Below are 24,026 nucleotides of genomic sequence, written 5' to 3'. Positions count from 1 at the left end.
TTAGGGTTCTCCAAAAGAAGCAGCGGCATGTTCGTGCATTCTGCTCATTTTAGAACCCTTGTCAGCCTCACTGGACTTCTTTTAAAAGGTTTTCTGTATTCGATTCATTTGACTCGTCATCCTCCGCTTTTTGCTGCGGCAGGATCAGGTTCAACAGGACACCCGTGATGGCAGCAAGTGCCATTCCAGATAGTGTGAGGTTGATTTGTTTCACCTCAATGAATGCCCCGCCAATTCCGATGACTAAGATGACTGATGCGATAATGAGATTACGCTTTTCTTCAAAATTCACTTTATGATCAATCAGGATTCTCAGGCCGCTTGAGGCAATGATCCCAAAGAGCAAGAATGAAACGCCTCCCATGACCGCGGACGGCACTGTACTGATTAATGCTGAGATTTTTCCGACAAAGCCGAAGCAGATTGCAAATACTGCTGCTCCGCCGATGACGAAGATACTGAACACTCTTGTGATGGCAAGGACGCCGATGTTCTCTCCATACGTTGTTGTCGGCGGTCCGCCAATGAGTGAAGCGAAAATTGTCGCCGCACTGTCTCCTAAAATGGAGCGGTGAAGACCAGGTTTTTTAATGAAATCTTGCCCTACAACTTTACTTAACACCACTTGGTGGCCGATGTGCTCAGACATTGTCACAAAGGCAACCGGCACCATTACGGTGAGAATGCTTAAAGTCACAGCTGGTGTGTAGTCCACAAATGGTACAACGAAGTCTGGTACAGCAAACCATTTTGCATCAATGACCGGCTGGAAGTTCACAATGCCTTGTGATAAGGCAAAGAGATAGCCGCTGATAATGCCGATTAATACTGGGATCAAGCTAAGGAATCCTCTTAGGAAAATCATGCTGATAATCGTGACAGCCAGTGTGAAGCCGGCGACCATTAGGTGCTTCAGGCTGTAAACAAGCTCGGTTGCATTCGGATCAGCATACATCGCCATGTTGACAGCTGTTCCAGCGAGTCCGAGTCCGATGACCATAATGACCGGCCCTACGACGACCGGCGGTAGAAGTTTCATCAGCCAGCCTGTGCCGAGCCATTTAATAAATAGTGCAATGAGTGCATAAGCGACACCCGCCATGAAGGCACCCACCATGGCGGCTCCAGGGCCGCCTGTGGCTTTCACATTCAGTATGGGGGCGATAAAGGCAAAGGACGATCCAAGATACGCTGGAATTTGGCCTCTTGTGATGATTAAGTAAACTATGGTTCCAACACCACTTGAGATGAGCGCGACCGCTGGACTCATATCGATGATTTTTGGTACTAGAATGGTTGCACCAAACATGGCAAACAAATGCTGAAGGCTAAGTGACAGCCATGTGAACGGTTTTGGGATATCTCGAATGCCTAAATTGGCTTTTTGCTGACTCATGATTTTCCTCCTAGATGTGTCCTTTTTCATTAAAAAAGCCTCTTTGCGAGTATGCGCAAAGAGGCCTAGAAAAACCGTACACGTCATGTTTGCCGTGCTTGGTATCTCTGTTATTGCCCTCTTTGCAAACTCTCTGGAATGCATTTAAAAAGGTTATTTTTCATATATAGCGACAAGGTCGTTTTGATCTACTTCATTCAGTTGAACCATAACTGTCTCTGCTTTTGATGTCGGAATGTTCTTCCCGATATAATCCGCTCGAATCGGTAGCTCCCGGTGTCCCCGGTCGACGAGAACAGCAAGCTGAATGGAAGATGGTCTTCCTACATCCACAAGGGCATCCATGGCTGCTCTGACGGTTCTGCCTGTAAACAGGACATCGTCAACGACAATCAGTGTTTTGTCATTAATGTCAGCTGGAATGTCTGCACCCTTCACAAGCGGGTCTTGGTTCTCTGTCTTTTTTGTCAGGTCATCACGGTATAGCGTAATATCAAGTTCACCCACTATGACTGGATTTCCTTCAATTTGCTCGATGCGCTCTGCAAGGCGCTTTGCAAGATGAATACCTCTAGTCTTGATCCCCGCAAGGATGACATCTTTCATCCCTTTGTTGCGCTCAATCATTTCATGTGCAATTCGGGTAAGCGCTCGTCTGATCGCTTGTTCATCAAGAATGACTGCTTTTTGTTCCATCTTTTACACCTCTTTTTGACAAATAAAAAGCCCCTTCTGCAAAGGGCAGAGAGGGGCGTTCATTTGTGCATACACGTGCACAAATTGATCCGTTATCCTTCTCAGCCTCTCTGGACTGTTTTAAAGAATCTTCATTTCTTCGTTCATTATTTCAAAAAAAGAACGGCCTGTCAATCGTTATTTCTTAATGAATCGATAAAAGCTTGCATATCAGCAGGAACTGGTGCTGTGAACTCGATATATTCGCCTGTTCTTGGATGATCAAATCCTAAAACACCTGCATGAAGCAGCTGACCATTGAAATCGACTGTCTTTCTCGGTCCATATTTCGGATCTCCTGCAAGCGGATAGCCGATATATTTCATATGAACACGAATTTGGTGTGTTCTTCCTGTTTCAAGTCGGCACTCCACCACAGTGAAATCCTGAAAGCGTTCAATCACATCAAAGTGAGTGACTGCTTGTTTTGCACTTTCTTTTGTGACCGTCATGCTTTGGCGGTCTTTTTTGTCTCTGCCAATTGGGGCATCAATTGTGCCTGTATCATGCTGAATGATGCCATGGACAACGGCCGTATATTTTCTTGTGACAGTTTTAGCCACAAGCTGATTGACGAGTGATTCATGCGCCATATCGTTTTTTGCGACCATTAACAGCCCAGATGTGTCTTTATCAATACGATGGACAATTCCAGGACGCATCACACCATTAATCCCTGATAAGTCCGTGCAATGTGCCATCAGGCCATTTACAAGCGTTCCTGACACGTGACCTGGTGCTGGATGAACGACCATTCCTCGTGGTTTATTCACCACTAGCACATCTGCATCCTCATAATAAATATCAAGATTCATTGGTTCTGCTTCTACATCTAGTACTTCTGGTTCTGGAATCTCGACTTTAATCTGATCTCCAGCTTGTACTTTGTAATTGGCTTTCACTTGTTTCCCGTTTACTTCGATCAGCCCATCCTTTACCCACTGCTGGACCTGGGTTCTTGACCATTCTGGTTCTGTCGTGCTTAGAAATTTATCAAGCCGTTCACTCGTTTGTTCTTCTGAAACGGCAATATTTACTTGATTCATGTAGTTGACTCCTTCGTTTTCTTTCCATCTAACAGCATTTGAATGAAGAGCAGAATAACTCCTACACATAGAGAAGAATCTGCAATATTAAAGATTGGGTAGTGATAATTCCCAAAGACGAAATGAGCAAAATCTACCACTTCCTGACGGAAAACGCGGTCGATAAAATTCCCAATCGCTCCGCCAAGCATTAAGGCCAGTGCAACTCCAAGCAGCTTGTCCTTTTGCCCATGCTTTTGCAAATAATAAACAATTCCCGCAATAACAACGAGTGTGATCACATAGAAAAACCACATTTGTCCTTGGAGAATTCCCCATGCGGCGCCTGAATTTCGGTGAGACGTGATATAAAAGAAACCATCAATCACCGGATAAGAATCTCCGAGCATCATATTTTTGACAATGAGCCATTTTGTTAATTGATCTAAACAAATCATCACGAATGCGATTATGTAATAGAACACACACGTTCCTCCATCTTCATACTTTGATCTTTATGCATTTTATCAAGAAAACAGGAAGGAGTAAAGAAACTTTAGTTGACAGACAAAAACCTCCCTACATGTGGAAGGCTTCAAAATGAGAATCATCTGATTCATGAGGATAAGGAGTGAATGCTTTTTTCTCGTATTGCTTATGATATAAAAAGTCGTCAGCCGTGCGGGCGGTAGGAAGAATACTCATTTGTTCAAGCGGAATGACATCACCTGTTGCCTCACATATACCAAAGGTTCCTTGCTCAATTTTTGCAATAGCGAGAGACACATCTTGCAGCTCTTCTTTGATGTGATAAAGAAGCGTGGCCGTTTGGACCTCGTTCATTGAGACATGCTCAGCGGGTGAACGAAATGATGCGTATTCAAACAGTTTAGCTTGCAGCTCTTCTTTCATTTGAAGGAGTTCCGTGTAAATCGTCTCTAGATCGCCATTCATGTCGCTATTTCAACTCCTGCCCTGTCGTGATAATCATATTGTTGCCCCGGCTGTCCACTTTAAAGCCATAAGATTTTTCCTTTCGTTCTAAACGCTGTCATTTCCGCAAAAAAGAAAACACCCCGCATATGGCGGGGCGCTAATTGGTCATATCACACTGTTAATTCTGGTAATATTTTTCCACGATTTCAGCATTTTTCAGTGACAATGTTGGGTATTTCGGATTTGCACCAACATCTTTTGAAATAATACGAGAACGTTCGCATAGTTCTCCTTCTGCTTTTTGAACCAAAATTCTTCCTGAAGTGTATTCAGGTGCTGATGTGTCAGCATTTTGCTCATCTTCTACCGTTAATTCAGAGATGATAAAGAGCTGCTTCACATCTTCTTTAATGGATGCAAGAAGGTTTTTCACTTCTTCTGTCGCATAAAGGGTCACACTTGCTTCAAGAGAACGTCCGATGACTTTCTCGTTACGCGCAATTTCGAGCGCTTTTAGCACATCGTCACGCACTTCCATAAAGCGGTCAAACTTCGCTTCTGTCGCTTCCGCTTGAGAAACAGCCACACCTTCTGGCATATCTGTTAACTGAACACTTGGCTCTTCAACAAAGCTTAAGTGGCTCCATAATTCATCTGCTGTATGCGGAAGAATTGGTGCAGTCAGCTTCACTAATGCCATTAATGTTTCGTAGAAGACCGTCTGCATGCTACGGCGGTCTGGATGATCCGCATGCTCAATGTACACGACATCCTTTGCAAAGTCGAGATAGAAAGAGCTTAGCTCAATTGTACAGAAATTGTGAATCGCATGATACACGACCGCAAATTCGTAATCATCATAAGCCTTTTTCACTTTATCAATCAATTTGTTTAATTTGATCAAGATATATTGATCCACTTCGCGAAGCTCTTCTACAGGTACTGCATGGACTGCTGGATCAAAGTCAAATAGGTTACCATGCAGGAAGCGGAACGTGTTACGAATTTTACGGTAGACCTCTGCTACTTGTTTTAAGATATCATCAGACACCGGGTGATCGGCTTGATAGTTGACAGAAGATACCCAAAGTCTTAGAATCTCCGCCCCAAGCTGCTTCGCTACCTTTGTTGGGTCAATTGTATTGCCTAATGATTTACTCATCTTGCGTCCTTCTTTATCAAGCGTAAAGCCGTGGCTGAGAACACCTTTATACGGTGCTTTTCCAGTGACCGCAACTGCTGTTGATAAGGAAGAGTTAAACCAGCCGCGATATTGGTCAGAGCCTTCAAGGTAAAGGTCTGCCGGACGAACAAGATCATCTCTTTCTTCTAAAACAGCTTGGTGAGAAGAACCAGAATCAAACCATACATCCATGATGTCCTGCTCTTTTGTGAATTCACCGTTTGGACTGCCTGGATGTGTAAAGCCTTCTGGCAATAGTTCTTTCGCTTCTTTTTCAAACCAAATATTAGAGCCATGTTCTCTAAATAATTGAGAGACGTGCTGAATGGTTTCATCTGTGATGATCGGCTCCCCATTTTCTGCATAAAAGACCGGAATTGGGACGCCCCATACACGCTGTCTTGAAATGCACCAGTCGCCTCTGTCACGCACCATATTGAATAGGCGCGTTTCGCCCCATGCTGGAACCCATTTTGTTTCTTTAATATTGTCTAATAGCGCTTCTCTGAAGTCTTTAATCGAAGCAAACCACTGAGCGGTTGCACGATAAATCGTTGGCTTTTTCGTTCTCCAGTCATGCGGGTAGGAGTGCGTGATAAAGTCGAGCTTTTTCAGCGCGCCTTTTGCTTCAAGCTGTTCTGTGATGGCTTTATTGGCATCCTCGTAAAATAGACCTTCAAAACCAGGCGCTTCTTCTGTCATGACACCTTTTTCGTCTACTGGACATAGTACGTCAAGACCGTACTTCATGCTGACAATAAAGTCATCTTCCCCGTGACCTGGTGCTGTATGAACACAGCCTGTTCCTGCATCCGTTGTCACGTGGTCACCAAGCATCACAAGTGAATCTCTGCCATAGATCGGATGCTCTGCAACGACGTTATCTAATTCTTTTCCTTTTAATGTTTTCACGACTGCATACTCTTCAAAGCCAAGCGTTTTTGCCACTTGTTCAACAAGCTCAGATGCGACAACATATCGCTCAGCACCCACTTGAAGAACACTGTACTCTAGGTTTGGATGAACACAAATCCCAAGGTTTGCAGGAAGTGTCCAAGGTGTTGTTGTCCAGATGATGAATTGTTCGCCGTTTTCAAGTACGCCTTTTCCATCTTTCACTTTAAATGAAACGTAAATGGATGGTGAACGTTTGTCTTTATACTCAATTTCCGCTTCAGCAAGAGCTGACTCACTTGAAGGAGACCAGTTAACAGGCTTTAGTCCTTTGTAAATGTAGCCTCTCTTCGCCATTTCTCCGAAGACAAGAATTTGCTGCGCTTCGTACTCAGGCTTTAACGTGACATATGGATTGTCCCAGTCTGCTCTGACGCCTAATCGCTTAAATTGATTGCGCTGACCCTCGATTTGCTTCCATGCATACTCCTCGCATAGTTTGCGGAATTCAGCTGTCGACATTTCTTTACGTTTGACTTTTTTATTTTTAGTGAGTGCTGTTTCAATTGGTAAGCCGTGTGTATCCCAGCCCGGTACGTACGGTGCGTGGAACCCATTCATTGATTTAAAACGGACAATAAAATCTTTTAGGATTTTATTGAGTGCGTGCCCCATATGAATGTCACCATTCGCATATGGAGGTCCATCATGCAAAATAAAGGTCGGGCGTCCTTTTGTCCGCTCTAAAACCATTTGATAGATGTCTTGTTCTGCCCACTCCTCTTGGATTTCAGGCTCTTTGTTCGGCAAGTTCCCTCTCATTGGGAATTCTGTTTTCGGCATTAATAAGGTGTCTTTGTAGTTCATACCCATTCCTCCATATGCAAATTCTGATTAAAAAACAATAAAAAAAGCCCTCTCATCCCATAAGGGACGAGAAGGCTTGTCTCGCGGTACCACCCTTTTAGACAAGCGCTATTTAAACAGCCGCTTATCCACTCTAAAATCGTAACGTGATCAGACGCCTTTTCTTACTGGTCATTTCAGAAAAGGAACTAAAGGGGTGATCTCATTGCAGCATCTCGTAATGTCAGGCTTCCACCATCCCTGATTCGCTTTATTACGCATATGACAACTGCGAGTGTCCCTTTCAAACGTTTATCTCTTGTTAATTTATGATGGTATTATATGCAACTTGTACACGTCATGTCAAGATGATGCGCTTATTCTTTTTCGTCAAAGACAGCGTCAACTTCATATTCCAGTAAATGATCCCAATCGTCATTTTTTAGAAGATCAAGCTGAGCTTCGATGAGCATTTGGAAGCGAGTTCTAAAGACCTTCGACTGCTTCTTCAGCTCTTCGATTTCCATCGCAATCTTTCTTGATTTAGATAGCGCTTCGTTAATAATACGATCGGCATTTTTCTCCGCTTCACGAATGATCAATTTCGCTTCTTTATCAGAATGACGTTTGACGTCTTCTGCTGCTTCCTGCGCCACAAGAATTGATTTGTTTAATGTCTCTTCAATTGTTGCAAAATGACCTAATCTTTCGTCAAGCTCGTTTACTTTTTCTTCGAGTTCATTCTTTTTGCGAAGCACGATTTCGTAATCTTTACGTACTTGGCTTAAAAACTCGTTTACTTCATCTTCGTCATAGCCGCGAAAGCTTTTTGTGAACGTTTTATTATGAATATCATTAGGTGTTAATGGCAACCTCGCCACCTCCAGATTCAAGTTCGTTATGTCAGAAGCTCAAATGTTACTTTAAATTTATCTTTTTTGGTCTTCCCATCAATCGTTTTGAGGCTAAAGCGGCCGAATCCCCTAACAGAGAGCTGATCGCCTTCGCCGATTGTAAAGGAAGGGTCCTCAGTGACTTTCCAGTTAACTTTGACAAGCCCATTTTTGACCAAAAGCTGTGCTTTTTGCCGAGACTGACGGCTGATTGCAGCACATACCGCATCAAGCCGCAGTGAAGAAATCGTATCTTCTTTGATGTCAGTCTTGCTCTTAACCGGCTTTAAATCTGCCTGCGTGATTTCCTCTAATGAAACGGAGGCTCTGCCGACATGCGTCAGCTGCGCCCGAACAAAATCGGCGACATCACTCGTACAAATAAACTGCACATCTTCCTCTGAAAATAACAAATCTCCAAATTTTTGACGCTTCAAGCCTGTCCCAATCAGTGAACCAAGGAGCTTCGGGTGTTCTAACGAAATAAACTTTTTCGCATAGTTCACCTGAAAATAAGAGAGCTCAGCATCCTGAGTAGCCGGTTGTAAATATTCAGGATAAATGAGCGCTCTTTTGCGCTCCGCTCCCTCATAACCGCCAAAAAACATGATCCCAAGCTCATCAGCATGCTGGATGACGGACTCGGTAATAAACTGCTCACGCGGATCAAGAAAGTCTGTTAATTTCATTCGATACTGGTCGAGTGCGATTTTTTTCCAGCCTAACACTTGGTCGACAAATGGCTGTTCATCTTTTCTAAAATGTTGATAAATATCGCTCATTTTGTTCCCCTCTTATGTAAAAGAGCCTGGCAGCGCCAAGCCCGGCAGCCTGTCTACATGAAGCGTGCAATCATATTGTAAAGACCAGTTAGTCCATATGTTGATGCAAAACGAATCACAAGCAATGCCACAATTGGCGAGATGTCAATCATGCCAATTGCCGGAATAATTTTACGAAATGGTTCTAAATATGGTTCGCAAATATTTGTCAGAAAACGCCCAATTGCTGTTTCTCTTGCTGATGGCACCCATGACATAAAGATGTAAATAATAATCGCGAATGAGTAAATCGTTAATACAGTCTGTAAAAGCTGGAAAATGTAATTTAGAATCACTATGATTTACCACCTCTGAGGTTCTTCCTCTGTCAAAAGTTCTGATATTGTGCCAGATACATCTACATTATCAGGTGTACAGAGGAATATATTCGAGCCAATACGCTGGATATCTCCACCGATTGCATATACAGTGCCGCTTAAGAAGTCGATGATTCGCTTTGCTTGATCGTGCTGAATGCGCTGCAAATTGACGACGACTGCACGTCTGTTTTTAATATGGTCTGCAATCTCCTGCGCTTCTGCATAAACACGCGGCTCACTTAACACCACTTTAGAGGATTTCTGCACGCTTTGCAAGCTGACGACATTTTGTTTTCCTGTCTGCGGACGCTCTTGAAATGCCGCTTTGTCCTTTGTTCCTTTTTCTTCTTGGACTGGTTCTCTTTCTTCATCAATATATTCGTACTCATACTCTTCATCGTCGAGAGTGAAAAAGCTTTTAAACTTATTTTTTATGCTCATGTCACGCACCTCCTGTTTCATTTCCAACAAGTGAAGAGCCAATCCGAACGAATGTCGCACCTTCTTCAATTGCGATTTCAAAATCATTTGACATGCCCATCGATAAATGCTGACAAGGTGCATTTACTTGGTTAAGATGTTTTACTTCTTCTTGAAGGTTTTTTAATGTTTTAAAGCAGTTTCGTATCACAGTGTGATCATCTGTAAATGGAGCCATCGTCATCAGTCCAGCAATTTCAATGTGTTTGAAATCAGCGAGCTGCTTGACAAATGGGATCACGTCTTCACTTTGTAAGCCATGTTTTGACTCCTCCAGCGATGTGTTCACCTGTACAAAACAGCGAACCGTGTGATCTGCTCTTTTTTCAATTTCATTCGCAAGAGAGATCCTGTCGAGCGAATGTAAGTAGTCAATGCTCTGAATGACAGATTTTACTTTTCGTGTTTGTAAACTGCCGATGAAGTGCCAGCTAATGCTTTCATCGGTTATAGCCGCTTGTTTTTCAAGTAACCCTTGGTCACGATTTTCACCAAAATGCAAAATTCCTGCTTCCTTGGCTTCTTGTGCTCGTTCAATTGAGACATATTTTGTGACAGCGACGACTGATATATCGTCTGGGTTCCGGCCGGCTCTTTTACATGCTTCGTTTATTTGTTCATTTATTTGTCTGAGATTCTCTCGTACATTCAATTGCTCTTATGCCTCCTTAAACCCGACAAAAGACATCATACGTCCTGTTTTTCCTTGATCACGCCGGTGTGAGAAGAATAGCTGATCATTGCAGCTTGTGCACATCGAACTGACATGTATGTTTTCTTCCTTCATCCCTGCATGTAGCAATACGTTTTTGTTTAATGTTTTTAAGTCTAATTTATATTGTCCTTGTGATATCTCGGAATACACATCCTCTGTAGAAAAGGGAAGCTGTTTCACTTGATTCAAGACCACATCATCAACTATGTAGCAACAGCTGCCAATGGATGGTCCAATGACGACTTGTATTTGATCGGTCTTAACACCTTCTTGGTTGACCCATAGATCTACCATTTTTGCACCAATTTGTTTGACGGTTCCTTTCCATCCGGCATGGGCTGTTCCGATGAGGCCATGTTGCGGAGCTAGAAAATAAAGCGGAACACAATCGGCGAAACAAAGAGCGAGCATGATGTTCGGTTCAGACGTATATAAGCCGTCTGTTCCAGGCAGTGCCTCATGATAATGAAGACTTCCTCTTCCTCTTTGCTCCTTGGTGACTTTCTTGATGCGGTCCTCGTGTGTTTGGTCTGCAAACACCCAATCAGAGAGCGGCACAGCAGTAGCATCTGCTATGACTTGACGATTCATTTGGACACTAGAAGCATCATCTCCTACATGGAGTCCAGTGTTCAATGATTGATATGGAGAAAGGCTGAAGCCGCCATTTTTTGTCGTAAATCCGGCTAATACCTCTTTACCAGAACATGTCATGTTCGTCCAATCATGAATCATCATTGCATAAGGTGATTTCTGCTGAAAGGGGTCATAATTGTGTGTCAAAGCTGCCTCCCACCTTTCATTCATCTCTCTTTATATCGCTCCTATTTTACCACAAGACATGCGTAGACAGTTAGTGGGATTCATTAAATATTACACTCAAATGTGCCCTTTCTACAGGTTTTTTTGCAAATTGATATGAAAACGTAATCTTTTTACCCGAAAAAGACATTGTTTGCTGAGAATGGAGAGCTTATGTTAAGGATCATTAAATGATTCATTGAGGAGTTATACGAATTTTAAGAAGACAATCGGACAAGTATCACATCTTCGCCAATTTTTACTATATTTCGCCACGGGACAATCATTTCCTCTTTTTTTCCGAAAAATCCCATCATTTTACCTGTACCGCCGATAATGATTGCTTGTATTTTACCACTCGTAACATTGATATCAATGTCCCCAATGGTGCCTAGTTTTTTTCCGCTGGACACATCGACAACATCCTTGATTTGGAATTCAGAAATACTGATCATCTGTCCTTCCCCGCCTTTCGTTTTCTACTATAATATGTATGATGGAAAAGCAGGGACGCAGACCAATAGTTTCTTTTATCTACAATTTACTTAAATGAGGACGGCCATTTCTCCACATCACATCTACCGGACATTCAAAGAAGGAAGAAAGCAAGTCGCTTGTCATCATCTCTTTTGTTTTCCCTTGATCAAAAACAGTCCCATCTTTTAATAATAAGGTGTGCTGAAAAACAGGCAAAATCTCTTCTGCATGATGGGTCGTGTAAAGCAAAGTAGGCGCATCAGGCTTTGAAGCAATGAATGAGATGGTCTCCAGCACCTGTTCTCTTGCTAAAAAATCAAGACCTGTCACAGGCTCATCTAAAATCAGGAGCTTGGGATCATTCATTAAAGCCCTCGCAATCAGGACTTTCTGCTTTTCTCCTTGCGAGAGTGTTTCATATGTCCGGTTTGCATATTTGAACGAACCAAATGCTTTTAATAGATCAATGGCTTTCTCCCTTATCTCATCTGTCGGGGTTTCATAAAGCCCGATAGAGGCAAATGCCCCGCTGAGAACAATTTCAAATGCATTGTCGTCTCTGTGCAGTTTCTTTTCAAGTCCCGCAGAAATGAGGCCAATTTTCTTCCTGAGCTTTTCGCCAAGAGCCTCCTTGCCAAAGATATGTCCCAGCACGGTCATCTCACCTGATGTAGGGAAATAATATGAGCAGAGCATATTTAATAAAGCGGTTTTCCCCGCACCATTTAAACCGTAAAGCACCCAGTGCTCCTCTTTGTTCACATGCCAGTCAACAGACTGAAGCAGCCATTTTCCATTTCGTTTTAATGAAACATTCTTCAATTCAAGTGACACCATCATTTCCCCCTGAGTAAAAATTCTGAATAAACAAATAATGAATGTTTACAGCATATCGCAATTGCTCTTTCTGGTAAACCTCACATAAAAAAGCTGCTCCTTCTACGGAACAGCTTTTCTTCATAGCTACGAAATTTCAATACGTACGCCTTCTTTTATATCAGGAAACGTGTGCGGGGATGCAAAGACAGCTCCCGGTAATACATCATCAAACGGCTCTTGGAAGTAGATCGAAATATGGCCGAGTTCTTTAAAGTTGTCATTTGCTTTATTGCCGAGGGCTGTGATCGTGTACGTTTGATCGCCCACTTGAATGGTACCGCCCAGTTTCAACGGCTCTTCTTCTAAATGTTCGAACTCATGAATGACGGACATATCTCTTAATTCCTGCGGCGCTGCGGGTCCAAATAAAACAATCAGCTTATCTTCTTTAAATTGCGGGACTAAGATCCCGATTTCTTTTACGACAGATTGTGTGACCATGTATATCGATTCCTCCTTTAATACGTTTAATACATACCGAAGCTGGCAGCGTATGCGATCACAACAGATAGAACCCCTGTAATGAGACGGCTATACAAAACAGCTGGTACTCCATATTGTACCGTTTCCGGCTTCGCTTCACCAAGTGACAGACCCACTGGAATGAAATCACACCCTACTTGACCGTTGATGGCAAATAGTGCAGGAAGTGCAAATTGAGGCGGGATATTTCCTAGTGCAATTTGACTACCAATGAGAACACCGATTACTTGTGCAATGACTGCACCAGGTCCTAAGACAGGTGATAGGAATGGCAATGTACAGACCACAACGAGCAGTAAGAGTCCCCATATAGATCCTGCCAATGGTGATAGAAAATGGGCAATCAAGTCACCAATTTTTGTATAATTGATAATTCCAATTAACATACTGACAAATGCCATGAATGGAATAATGTTTTTCAAAAGCATATCAACGGAATCACGACCAGCCTGGTAGAACGTACCGGTAACTTTCCCAATTCCTCTTGAGAACCTCATCAGGAAATTACCTTTTTCCTGACGCTCGAGATTTTCCTCTTTCAGTTTTGAATAGGTTTCTTTGAAATTCTCCTTGTCAATCGGCTCACTGTTTTCCTGACCTTCTACTTTTTCCTCACCACTTGATGCATCCGCAAAGGAAATATCTTTTTCTGTGACGCCAGATACGAAGATATCCTCTGTAATATGTTTTGCAAGCGGTCCAGAAGGAGAGGATGCCAAAACGTCTACAGTTGGAATGCGCTTCATTGGATAAAGTCCGATTCGTGCGGTTCCTCCGCAGTCAATGACAACACACATCATTTCATCTTCTGGTATCGAGTTTTTAAAGCCGTCACATGCTTCTGTCCCTGTCATTTCTGCAATTTTACGTGCAACTGGGTGAATGCCTCCCCCTGTAATGGAAACAACCTTTCTTTTTTTACCGGTTGGTTCAAGCTCCAAGCCTTCTCCCCATCCGCCAGCACCTTTTGCAACAAATACTTTGTGGTTTGTCATGTCTAACCCTCCCCTATTGTGAATTCGCTTTCATTTTTCCTGCTAAGTACTTTGTAATCCATTCAGTAATAATACCGCGAAGTAAAATGACGACGATCCCGACTAAGAAGTACCGAACAGCAAGCTCTGACATTGAGTATCCTGCTTCTTTAATACCGTTCGCAATCCCTAAGTAGACAAACAGTTCTCCTGCGTTGGCATACGGAAACAGTGATGTCACCGGATGAACAAATGAAACAGCTGAATCATAGAATGCTGGTTTTTGTTTTTCGGGTAAGAAGCGGCCAAACGTATAAGCCATCGGGTTTGTCAAAATAAGAACGGATAAGATCGGCATTAACGTGTAGCGCAAAATGGTATATTTCGCAGCAAACTGAATCGCTCTATTCACTCGCTCTTCTCCAATAAACTTCATGACAGCATAAGTGAAAGTAAGTAACACAACAAGCGTTGGAACGATACCTGTAACAAGACCCATGAATTGCTTTCCGCCGGCTTCAAACATTCCGATAAAGTGCTCTCCAAACCATTGAATCCATTCCATGTTTCATCTCCCCTTTCTTTAGTTCACATTTGTTATATTTTTTTTCGAAATCGAGACAAGTGCCTGTTCAGCCGCCATGGAAAGTGCGTGCATGACAGCTGGCCCCTTTTTGCGTTTTTTCAACGTCTGCTTCATCATATGGTGCTCGTCTAACACAGCCCCTACATGCTTTCCTTCATATGAAGGGACTTCTTTAAATTTAGATAAGATCGACACACCGCCAAGCACATGGCATTTTTGAATGATATACGATTCATCTACAATGATGAGCGCAATGGCTCCAGGGCCAACTTTGCGCCGCTCCATTCCTGAAAATAAGTGATAGCCCTGCTTCCCTCTGTAATCATCAATAAGTGAATCCATGCTCTTGCGGTAGTACTTGATTTGAATAAAAGATAACCCGTACTGCACAATGAGAATGATACAAAGTACGATCGCTAATTTTTCCACAGCTTCACGTCCTTATGATTGAAATAAATGATCTTGTAATGATCGCAGCTTCCAGACCGTTGTGTTTGAATCAAGCTCTACATCATCATGAGTCAGGAATTGTCCTAATTTGATGTCTTTTTTCGCTACGACTTTTCCGCTAATTAAACCAATTGGAATGTGGCCGTTCGTTTTCATGTCTTGATGTGTTTCAAGAACACCTCTTACAGAGTATCCGCCAATCCCGTCAAGTGATTCTCCAGCTTTAATATCTCTTTTTGCCACAGCGACTGTTTCTGATACTGGTACACCAATTGGGTGAATGGATGAATCATGCTGTAAGACCGCTTTTGCGATGGTAACAGGTGTTTCAAGACTCGCTAAGTGGAAAGGACGGTAAAGTGTGTAGTGTGGGCCTTTTCCAACTTTTAAGTAGCGCAGCTCTTCATCTACTGGCTCAAGATCACTCTTCACGATGACAAATACACCTGGTGCAAGTCCATTTACATATTCAACGACTCCGAAGTTGTCGAGCACGCCGCCTTGCTGTTTTTGATTCAATTTATCTGCTACATTTTCTAAATTGGCTTCGACTCCGTGCATACCGACTTTATCTGGCAGAAGCCCAGTCGCGTTACTTAACAAGTTCATTTCCGCCATTGTTTTTGTTCCGTCCTGGAATGCAGCCAGCATATGTGAACTCATATGTTTACTATCTGCTTCTGCTTGACACGTATCTGGATTTGCTTCTGGGAAGAATGGGTTGTTCTTTCCTTTCCCAGCAACGAGTACCTCAAGACCCATTGTTTTCGCAAATTCATATAATTCTAGTGTTGCTGCTGGTTCGTCTCCAGCTGATCCTGAGTAAACAAGTCCTGCATTTGTGAATAACTTATGCATGACCAACCCGATGGTAATATCAACTTCTACATTTAAAAGAACGAGATGTTTTTTTGAATTAAGCGCTTCCAAAGAAATGTTTGCTCCGACCTCTGGGACACCTGTTGCATCTACGACAACTTCTACGGAATCTGATTGAATCACTTCTCTGTAATCATTTGTGACAACCATTTGATGCGGCTTTGCATGCTGCTTGTAAAAATTCGCTGCCTTCTCTGCTGCACTAAGGTGAATATCACAAACACCAGCAACAATCATGCCTGGAATTTTAGAAATTTGTGAAATGAGTCCAAAGCCCATTTGGCCTGCTCCAATAATCCCTACTTTGATTGGATCTCCACTGCGTTCTCGAGCTAACAATTGTTGATAGATTGACATCTAAATCATCCTTTCAGGTTTTCTTGCTTCTCAATAGATTGCTAGAAATATAATCTGAAACTTTTAACAAATGTTATAAAAATTAACAAAAATCTGTTTCTTGTAACATTTGTTATTTTGTTTATCATTTGTTATGAACTTAGTTTATATGATGTGTCAACTTTGTGTCAAGATAAAATCGATAAAATTTTCAATCTTTTTGAGTCTAAAGACTCAAAAAAACTACCTAATGATATTAGGTAGTTACTTTAATAAGGCATCTCCAGTTCGTTCATCAGTAATTAATACATGAATTAATCCACCTGCTAATGCCGCTCGAATTGCTTCAATTTTTTCTTCGCCACCAGCGACACCTATGACAAGTGGAATTTCTTTTAGCTTTTGGGGGCTTATGCCCATCACCCGGTCGTTCCATGGGTGGGGATATACTTCCCCTTGATGATCAATAAAGTTATAGCAAATGTCACCTGCTACATCCTTTGCTTGAAGGATGTCTTCTTCACCGCTTGTCATATAAGATTTCACCATCGTTGAATGCTGCGGAACACCACCAATTCCGACAACCGCGATATTTGATGATTCTCCTAGTTCAATCACTTTTTTGATTGACGGCTGCCGGATCAGTACATCTTTCGCTTCTTTCGTATCAAGCATGACAGGTACATGTAAAAACTCACATTTAGATTTGAGCGCCTCTGTGCATCTCGCAATAATATAGTTGGCGTGGATATCGACATCTTCATTTCCCACACCTCCGACAAGCGGAACAAATGTCACGGATGGATAGTGCTGAACAGACGTAACCGCTTTCGCCATCTCATGCAGCGTTGTCCCAGAGGAAAACCCAATAACTTGTCCATCCTTCATCACTTTTAATAAAAAGCTTGCCGCCGCGGCACCGATTCGGCTTTTGGTTGTGTCTTTGCTGAGTGTTTCCACACAGACGACTTCTCGGAGCCCATATTTACGTTCTATTTTTCTTTCTAACGATCCATACTGTTGGTTGACTTCATCATGAATAATGATTTCCACGATTCCTGCTTCTCGTGCTTTTGCCAAATATTTCGATATGAGCGAACGGCTAACCCCAACCGCTTCTGCAATGTTAGATTGAGTGGCGCCTTCTTCATAATACATATGCGCAACCTTAATGAGCAGCCTTCTTTCATCATGGAATGTCATAATAACCCTTCTTTCCGCTTAAGTGTTCCCTAACAAATGCTATCTAAAATAACATTTGTTAAAAACAGATTAAATGAAAAAAATAACAGAGTCAATACTAGAGGAGTGTTCTCTCATAAGAATGAAAAAAGCCGCACATGAAGCGGCGGCTTTAAAAGATGTTTTTATTCATTTGTTTGATGGCTGCTTTTTCAAGCCTAGAGACTTGTGCTTGAGAAATCCCGATCTCTTCGGCAACTTCCATTTGCGTTTTGCCCTGGAAGAAGCGTTTGCGAAGAATCATTTTTTCCCTGTCGTTCAACCTACGCATGCCCTCTTTTAAGGCCAATTCTTCCACCCATTGTGTGTCTTTGTTCCGTTCATCACTAATTTGATCCATCACATAAATCGGATCTCCTCCGTCATTATAGATCGGTTCAAACAAAGATACAGGATCTTGAATTGCATCTAGGGCAAAGACAATTTCCTCATGAGGCACTTCCAGCACTTTGGCAATGTCTTCTGCTGTTGGCTCCTTGCTTGTCTCACTAATCAGCCTCTCACGGACCTGAAGTGCCTTATAGGCAATATCTCTTAGCGAGCGAGACACCCGAATCGGGTTGTTATCACGCAAGTATCGACGGATTTCTCCTATGATCATAGGAACCGCATAAGTTGAAAATCTGACATTGTGGCTTAAATCAAAATTATCAATTGATTTCATTAATCCGATACAGCCTACTTGGAAGAGATCGTCGACATATTCGCCTCTGTTGTTAAAACGCTGAATCACACTTAAAACCAACCGTAAATTGCCATTGACTAGCTTTTCTCTTGCTGTATCGTCACCCTCATCTTGCAGCTGTCTGAACAATTTTCTCATCTCGTCGTTTTTCAGAACAGGCAACTTGGAGGTGTCGACTCCGCAGATTTCCACTTTATTTCTGGACACTTTTTTCCCTCCCTACAGGAGCTGTTGTACAAAGTTCAGTATCTCCTTGGGATGGAAAAATATGCACGAGCGATGACGAGAATCATGAAAAAAAAGATTGTTTCCTTTGACAGTGCAGGGACAGAGCTTTTTTAAAATAATTTTTAGACCATTTTATTAAATTCTTTTTGTAATCGTTTAATAATTCTTTTTTCAAGCCTCGAAATATAAGACTGTGAAATCCCAAGCATGTCAGCGACATCTTTTTGGGTTTTTTCCTCACCACCAATTAAGCCAAATCTTAGTTCCATGATCTGCTTTTCGCGGTCATTTAATTGCTCGAGCGCTTTTTTCAGCAATTTTTTATCCACATTTGCTTCAATATCGCGTGTGATAATATCATCATCTGTTCCAAGTACGTCTGATAAAAGCAGTTCATTTCCGTCCCAATCAATGTTGAGCGGCTCATCAAACGAAACTTCTGACCGGATTTTATTATTTCGACGTAAGTACATCAAAATCTCATTTTCAATACATCTCGAAGCATATGTTGCAAGCTTGATCTTTTTTTCTGGGTTAAATGTATTGACTGCTTTGATCAGACCAATGGTTCCGATACTGATTAAATCCTCAATATTAATACCTGTGTTTTCAAATTTTCTTGCGATGTAAACGACTAAACGCAAATTTCTTTCAATCAGAATCGCTCTTGCGGTTTGATCACCCTTTGGTAATTTGACAAGCAGCTCCTGCTCTTCATCCTTTGATAATGGAGGCGGGAGCGCTTCACTTCCACCAATATAATAAATTTCATCACTCTTTAGACCTAGCTTCATGAGGAGTTTATACCAGTAGTAAGTGAGTTTAAATTTTAATTTTTTCATCTTCTTCTCCCTTCTAAATGTCAAGTTGACCTCGTAAGATAAAAGACATCACCAAAAACTACGACACCCCCTGGATGATTTTCCCGTCTAACATATCTGGATGAATGATGGATTGAAATTCCTGATCTGCCGATAAACCGCTGAGACTCAACCCAACAAAACACTTAGCTGGCTGAATCATATGCGTCTTTGAATAAATGAAGACTGTATCTGGTTTTAGGCATAGTAGAAAGCCGTGATCATGACCGACCGCTCGATATGGAACAAGTCTTAATCGATCAAGAAGAGGAAATTGATCATCGATCTTTTGCATGACTTCAACAGGATGAGACTGTTTCATGAGCTCTATAAATGGCTCTCCGCAAATGGCCGTTAGCTGGTCGGCCTGGACGATCATGACAGGTGTTTTTGTCATAGGATCATACAGCTGGTTGCCAGAATCGACGAGTCCCTTTAAACGGATGGTCTCTCCATGAATGTGTATTTCCACAAGCACTTGTTCATCAACCTGTCTTTTTTTCGTACCCACCTCGCCTAATCTTTTCTTTGAAAACAGCCAAATCGCAGGAAACCCAGTTAAAACAAAAAGCCAGCTAATCGGATCACCAAAGCCATCATTTTGTGAAATCAGCAGGCCATCTTGAATCACTGTATTGGTTTGCAAAAATGAATGAACCCCAATCATGCCTCCTCCCATCAAAAATGTTACAAAGTAAAAAGCAAACAGATTTTGAAAAAAGGAACGAAATCTTTGAAAACCAAAGGTTGCAAGAACAATGAAGACAGAAAAAAGTAGTTTGCCTAAAGGGTGTGACACAACCATTGCAAATGGTGTAAAGAGCAAGAGAACAATGCTCGATCCAATGAGAGCTCCTAACATATATCGCCTTTTTTTTACTTGTCGTTTGAGAATAAATGCAGTGAGTAAGAGAAGCAATAGATCAAAACAAAAGTTTAACAGCCAAATCACATCTAAATAAATGACCACCTTCTGCTCCTTTCATCTGAAACAAAGAATCAAAAGCAGTACTTGCACTTGTTTGTACCAGTATAAAACAGTCATGAGATGGAAGTCTGTCAATTCTTGTTGGGGATGATAGAGAACTTTTGGTGGATTGTTATTGTTTTTGTCGAGGAATGAGAGAGAATATTCTTCTGGACAAGCCTTCAAACAATTGTTGAAAGAAAAAAGACACGCTCCAAGAAGTCGTGTCTTTTGTTTAAGTTACTTTTCATTGATGTTTAATGTGCCTGAAGCTTTTTGTCTTGTGACATTTCCATAATCATCTCGCACAATTACTTCAATGACCGCACCTTTTGCTTTAGCGGTAGAAGTAGCAGTCCAGTAACCTTCATACGTTCCGCTCGATACTTCGCGAAGCGGCAGCTCTGTGGTATTTTGAAGCTTTGATCTCGCGTTTGTCAGCGGCATGTGAATGACAAACGTTGTGTCTAGCTTTTCTCTACTGTGAAATGAAATTTTAACAGACTCCCCTGATGCCAGATGGACATTCTCTGCTGGAGTCAGCTTAGAAATTTCAGGTGCCTCGTATTGAACATCGATCTTGATTTTTTTAGTCGTTTTGTTTCCTGCTGCATCTTTCGCTGTGACCTTGATCGTATTTTCTCCGTTCTCAAGCAGTATTCTTACGGAATACTTCCCTTCTTTTATGGTTGCCTTTTTTCCATTTACGGTGACTTGATCAAGATGATCATCTGTGACCTTTCCTTCTACAGTGAGCGATTCTTTATTCGTCTTTTCCCCTTTTTTCGGTGTATCGATAGTGAGCGCTGGTGCTGTTTGATCAATGATTACCTTTACTGGTGTAGATCGTTTTGTTGCACCTTTATCCGTAACAGTTGCAGCCGTGAATACATGCTCTCCACTTGAAACTGTGACCTTTTCTTTGAAGGCGCCTGACTGATCTGCTTTCACTTTGGCAATCTCTTCGTCGTTTTGATAGATCGCTACATCAAGCCCAGGAGAGGCTTTGCCTTCAATCTCCAGTTCATCTTTGTTCGTAATGACGCCTGCCTTTGGAGATGTAATCTCTGGCACATCTGCTTCATAGTCAACAAGCGCACGAATCATATAATTTCCCTCTTCTTTTGGAGAAGGAGAAAATGCACCGCTTGTCAGCTGCCAGCTTCTTTCAGCATTTGGTCCATCTTCATCAGTTGCAAGCCCTGGAGATTCCGTATTCTTTTTCGTTTGAATATAGACAAGATAGAAATCCCCATCCACCGTAATGGCTTGATCTTCTAAATCTACTTTTGTCCATTCCCCATTACGCAGCGCTTTTGCTTTTAGAGGTCCTGCCATTTTCTCCCCTGGAGCTCCGTTCTTCCCAGAAGCGTCATACACTTCAACTGCAAATTCATTCCCTCCAGGAGCTGGCCACTCTGATGACCAGAAACGGAAAAGCCCTCCTGTGAGTTGCGCTTGTTTCTTCCCCTTTTCTAGTGAAAACTTCACAGCCCAGCCATTGCCAGGATCATAGAAGGCTCTCGCATTTTCAGCTGTTCCATCATCGTAGCCAATTTCCCCAGCAAAGCCGATGAATGGCTCTAGCTGAATGTTTTTTCCAACTGGCTTTTCTGTCACATCTGCTGTAAAAGAATATCCTTTAAATCCTTTGGCAAATACTTTGACGGTATAGACACCGCTCAATGCCTCTAGAGAAAATTCGCCAGATTCATTTGTTTTCACCGGCTTAATTTTCGCATCCTCTACAAGATAAACCGTGGCATCCTTTATCTTTTCACCCGTTGTTTCGTTGGCAATTGTGCCAGATATCGTTCGTTTCTTTAGTGGCTGTAAGGCGAAATTCGCCTCTGCCGTTTTATTTGAAGAAATATGGACGGTTTGTGTGCGTGATTCAAATCCGTAAGCTTCCGCTTTCACTGTGAATTTTCCTGCACTGTGAGGAAGCTGATATCTCCCTGTCGCTTCATCTGTGTACGTTGACTTGCCGCTTTCAAGAACACTAATTTCCGCTTTCATTGGAAGAGCTTTGATGGACGGACCAGCTAGATTTTTTTCCTTTTTCAATTCTTTTATGTTCGCAGGCTTCTTATGTGGGTGTACCGCCTTATCTTTTTGAGTCAAGGCTTGATCTGTTATTTTCATATCATCTAAATGAACATCTTCGTTTGTCACCTGTCCTTCGATCATGCCGATTCCATCTGTTAATGCCGTAATCGCCTCTCTTGCATCAACTAAACCTGCCCCATAGCCATTGTTTGGGGATTCCGGGAATTGCTGATCAGTTAACGGCTTCGCTGTATCAATCAGAATTTGTTCAATCTCTTCAACAGAAAGATCTGACTGTACTTGGCGAAGAAGAGCCACAACAGCTGAAACATGCGGACCAGCCATCGACGTCCCATTCCAGCCATCCTCATACCCTTTCCCAGGAATGGATGAACGAATGTTTACCCCTGGGGCGGCAATGTCTGGTTTCATGCCACCATATGGAGACGGACCTTGCAGCGAGAAAGACCCCAATTTATTATCTTGATCCGTTGCACCCGTTGCAAAGACCTCCTGATAGTTCGCAGGATTTGCAATTGATCCCTCACCACCAGGGTTAAATAAATCGGTATTGCCCGCTGAAAACTCTGGGAAGATGTCCGCCGCTCTCCAGGCATTGACCACATCTTTATACCAATCATCAAGACCCGGCCCACCGCCCCAAGAATTATTGACGACATCTGGTGCCTTTTCTGGATGAGGGTTTCCGTCCTCATCTTTTGGTGCTAAAATCCACTCACCTGCGTCAAGCAGATCAGCATCTGAACCACCATCTTCTGAGAAAGCTTTCACCGCAATCCATTTTGCGCCGGGTGCGACTCCGATTTGATTCTTTCCATCTGGTTCAGAGCCAACCATCGTTCCCGTTACATGTGTACCATGCTCTAAATCATCATATGGCGCTTCAGATCCTGTCGTAGCATCGTACCAATTGAATTCATGAGTTGGTTCATTCGGATGTGCTGGATCAAATCCGCGGTATTTTTCCTTTAAAGCAGGATGATCCCATTCCACTCCTGTATCAATACTTGCCACAACTGTACCAGTACCGTCATAACCTAAAGCCCACGCTTCTGGAGCATGAACTTGAGAAATGTTCCACTCGACTCCATCTACTGCTTTCATTTGTTTTTTCTGCTTCGTCTTCAAATCAACTGGCCGGTGAATTTGACGGGTTTCATTTGGCAGCACTTGATCTACTTCTGGAAAGGCAGCCACCTTTTCCATGACTTCTTTCGTTCCCGTCACCGCTAAACCATTCACAATATAGTACGAATGAATCTCCTTCACTTGCTTTTTCTTTTGTTCCTTTTGTAAATACGTAAGGAGCGCTTCCTGCGTCTTTTCAGACGTTGCTCTTAATTCGGATACGACAGCTGATCTTTTTGTGTATTGCGTTTTAGCCGCTGTTAATTTCTGTTTTTTGGCTTTGATCACCGCTTCCTTCGCCACATTTTGCGTATTTGTTTGCTCTTTCATTTTGATTAAAAAAGTCACCTGATCATCCTGCTGAAACTGCTTCATTAATCTAGATGAGATCTTTGCTTTTGTAGTCTTAGAGGAGACAGCTTCCTCCTGATATGAGGTAGAAGTCGATGTTGCTTGAACCGTCCCAAAGCTTGTCATCGTTAAAGTACCAATCACCAAAAGACTCATCAAACGATAGCCGGCGGTCTTGCGAAACTTCAATTTCAATCAAATCCCTCCTCCTCAAATGTCCAAACAGAGTATAGGTCCCACTCCTTTCCTTCTGTTGTTCATGACAAGATTCATGGTGTTCTATTTAATGTAGTCAAATAAAGTTCATCATTTTGTCGTTTTTTGTAAGAGGGGGTAAAAATGATTCTTTTTTCTTAAACACCATAAGTCAAATTACATATGGAAAT

The 24,026-nt window shown here is 42.3% G+C and carries 24 protein-coding genes and 1 other annotated feature; all 24 genes read right to left on the bottom strand.

What is annotated here, in order from left to right; all coding sequences use genetic code 11:
• Positions 1-67 precede the first annotated feature (67 nt).
• The 24 genes from MHB79_RS07565 to MHB79_RS07450 all read right to left on the bottom strand — a co-directional run bounded on the left by MHB79_RS07565 (position 68) and on the right by MHB79_RS07450 (position 23,835).
• Positions 68-1,396 (bottom strand): solute carrier family 23 protein, encoded by a 1,329-nt coding sequence (locus MHB79_RS07565; RefSeq protein WP_050945084.1) that lies wholly within the window; start codon positions 1,394-1,396, stop codon positions 68-70.
• Positions 1,397-1,549: 153 nt separating this feature from the next.
• Positions 1,550-2,092 (bottom strand): bifunctional pyr operon transcriptional regulator/uracil phosphoribosyltransferase PyrR, encoded by a 543-nt coding sequence (gene pyrR / locus MHB79_RS07560; RefSeq protein WP_003211705.1) that lies wholly within the window; start codon positions 2,090-2,092, stop codon positions 1,550-1,552.
• 170 nt (positions 2,093-2,262) lie between these two features.
• Positions 2,263-3,177, bottom strand: a complete 915-nt coding sequence (locus tag MHB79_RS07555; RefSeq protein WP_253622633.1) for an RluA family pseudouridine synthase — start codon at positions 3,175-3,177, stop codon at positions 2,263-2,265.
• On the bottom strand, positions 3,174-3,641 hold the full coding sequence (gene lspA, locus MHB79_RS07550) for a signal peptidase II (RefSeq protein ID WP_012009890.1): 468 nt from the start codon (positions 3,639-3,641) through the stop codon (positions 3,174-3,176). The genes MHB79_RS07555 and lspA overlap by 4 nt, the downstream gene beginning before the upstream one ends.
• A 94-nt stretch (positions 3,642-3,735) precedes the next feature.
• Positions 3,736-4,110 carry a TraR/DksA family transcriptional regulator gene (locus MHB79_RS07545; RefSeq protein WP_050945086.1) on the bottom strand — a complete coding sequence of 125 codons (375 nt, stop codon included), beginning with the start codon at positions 4,108-4,110 and terminating at the stop codon, positions 3,736-3,738.
• 160 nt (positions 4,111-4,270) lie between these two features.
• A complete protein-coding gene (ileS, locus tag MHB79_RS07540) occupies positions 4,271-7,036 on the bottom strand; it encodes an isoleucine--tRNA ligase (protein WP_268458705.1) in 2,766 nt (921 codons plus the stop codon).
• A 59-nt stretch (positions 7,037-7,095) separates the two neighbouring features.
• Positions 7,096-7,333, bottom strand: a binding site (T-box leader).
• A gap of 59 nt (positions 7,334-7,392) precedes the next feature.
• Positions 7,393-7,887, bottom strand: a complete 495-nt coding sequence (locus MHB79_RS07535) for a DivIVA domain-containing protein (RefSeq protein WP_003211323.1) — start codon at positions 7,885-7,887, stop codon at positions 7,393-7,395.
• Between the two features lie 26 nt (positions 7,888-7,913).
• The gene (locus MHB79_RS07530) at positions 7,914-8,690 is read right to left on the bottom strand and encodes a YlmH family RNA-binding protein (RefSeq protein WP_212045842.1); all 777 of its coding nucleotides are present in this window, start codon (positions 8,688-8,690) and stop codon (positions 7,914-7,916) included.
• Between the two features lie 53 nt (positions 8,691-8,743).
• Positions 8,744-9,025, bottom strand: a complete 282-nt coding sequence (locus tag MHB79_RS07525) for a YggT family protein (protein WP_340989423.1) — start codon at positions 9,023-9,025, stop codon at positions 8,744-8,746.
• A 6-nt stretch (positions 9,026-9,031) separates the two neighbouring features.
• On the bottom strand, positions 9,032-9,490 hold the full coding sequence (gene sepF, locus MHB79_RS07520; RefSeq protein ID WP_003212271.1) for a cell division protein SepF: 459 nt from the start codon (positions 9,488-9,490) through the stop codon (positions 9,032-9,034).
• A 1-nt stretch (position 9,491) separates the two neighbouring features.
• On the bottom strand, positions 9,492-10,181 hold the full coding sequence (locus tag MHB79_RS07515; protein ID WP_106028978.1) for a YggS family pyridoxal phosphate-dependent enzyme: 690 nt from the start codon (positions 10,179-10,181) through the stop codon (positions 9,492-9,494).
• Between the two features lie 6 nt (positions 10,182-10,187).
• Positions 10,188-11,051, bottom strand: a complete 864-nt coding sequence (gene pgeF / locus MHB79_RS07510; protein WP_212045841.1) for a peptidoglycan editing factor PgeF — start codon at positions 11,049-11,051, stop codon at positions 10,188-10,190.
• A 212-nt stretch (positions 11,052-11,263) separates the two neighbouring features.
• Positions 11,264-11,500 (bottom strand): YlmC/YmxH family sporulation protein, encoded by a 237-nt coding sequence (locus MHB79_RS07505; RefSeq protein ID WP_340989421.1) that lies wholly within the window; start codon positions 11,498-11,500, stop codon positions 11,264-11,266.
• A gap of 79 nt (positions 11,501-11,579) precedes the next feature.
• Complete coding sequence (locus tag MHB79_RS07500; protein ID WP_034620040.1) at positions 11,580-12,356, bottom strand: ABC transporter ATP-binding protein; 777 nt, start codon at positions 12,354-12,356, stop codon at positions 11,580-11,582.
• Positions 12,357-12,485: 129 nt separating this feature from the next.
• A complete protein-coding gene (locus MHB79_RS07495) occupies positions 12,486-12,842 on the bottom strand; it encodes a PTS glucitol/sorbitol transporter subunit IIA (RefSeq protein WP_007499733.1) in 357 nt (118 codons plus the stop codon).
• 26 nt (positions 12,843-12,868) lie between these two features.
• The gene (srlE, locus tag MHB79_RS07490; RefSeq protein WP_050945092.1) at positions 12,869-13,879 is read right to left on the bottom strand and encodes a PTS glucitol/sorbitol transporter subunit IIB; all 1,011 of its coding nucleotides are present in this window, start codon (positions 13,877-13,879) and stop codon (positions 12,869-12,871) included.
• A gap of 13 nt (positions 13,880-13,892) precedes the next feature.
• The gene (gene srlA / locus MHB79_RS07485; RefSeq protein WP_003210918.1) at positions 13,893-14,423 is read right to left on the bottom strand and encodes a PTS glucitol/sorbitol transporter subunit IIC; all 531 of its coding nucleotides are present in this window, start codon (positions 14,421-14,423) and stop codon (positions 13,893-13,895) included.
• A gap of 18 nt (positions 14,424-14,441) precedes the next feature.
• The gene (locus tag MHB79_RS07480) at positions 14,442-14,873 is read right to left on the bottom strand and encodes a transcriptional regulator GutM (protein WP_003212289.1); all 432 of its coding nucleotides are present in this window, start codon (positions 14,871-14,873) and stop codon (positions 14,442-14,444) included.
• A 12-nt stretch (positions 14,874-14,885) separates the two neighbouring features.
• Complete coding sequence (locus MHB79_RS07475; protein ID WP_003212501.1) at positions 14,886-16,130, bottom strand: NAD(P)H-dependent oxidoreductase; 1,245 nt, start codon at positions 16,128-16,130, stop codon at positions 14,886-14,888.
• A gap of 243 nt (positions 16,131-16,373) precedes the next feature.
• A complete protein-coding gene (locus MHB79_RS07470; RefSeq protein WP_050945093.1) occupies positions 16,374-17,312 on the bottom strand; it encodes a sugar-binding transcriptional regulator in 939 nt (312 codons plus the stop codon).
• Positions 17,313-17,463: 151 nt separating this feature from the next.
• Entirely contained in the window at positions 17,464-18,243 is a 780-nt protein-coding gene (gene sigG / locus MHB79_RS07465; RefSeq protein WP_003211879.1) for an RNA polymerase sporulation sigma factor SigG, read from the bottom strand.
• 143 nt (positions 18,244-18,386) lie between these two features.
• On the bottom strand, positions 18,387-19,106 hold the full coding sequence (gene sigE, locus MHB79_RS07460; protein ID WP_003211142.1) for an RNA polymerase sporulation sigma factor SigE: 720 nt from the start codon (positions 19,104-19,106) through the stop codon (positions 18,387-18,389).
• 58 nt (positions 19,107-19,164) lie between these two features.
• The gene (gene spoIIGA, locus MHB79_RS07455) at positions 19,165-20,094 is read right to left on the bottom strand and encodes a sigma-E processing peptidase SpoIIGA (RefSeq protein ID WP_003211533.1); all 930 of its coding nucleotides are present in this window, start codon (positions 20,092-20,094) and stop codon (positions 19,165-19,167) included.
• Between the two features lie 237 nt (positions 20,095-20,331).
• Positions 20,332-23,835 carry a S8 family serine peptidase gene (locus tag MHB79_RS07450; protein ID WP_340989419.1) on the bottom strand — a complete coding sequence of 1,168 codons (3,504 nt, stop codon included), beginning with the start codon at positions 23,833-23,835 and terminating at the stop codon, positions 20,332-20,334.
• Positions 23,836-24,026 lie beyond the last annotated feature (191 nt).

The organism is Bacillus sp. FSL M7-0558 (genome assembly GCF_038003245.1).
GTDB classification, from domain to species: Bacteria; Bacillota; Bacilli; order Bacillales; family Bacillaceae; genus Bacillus; species Bacillus pumilus.
This window is presented reverse-complemented; position numbering and strand designations above follow the sequence as displayed.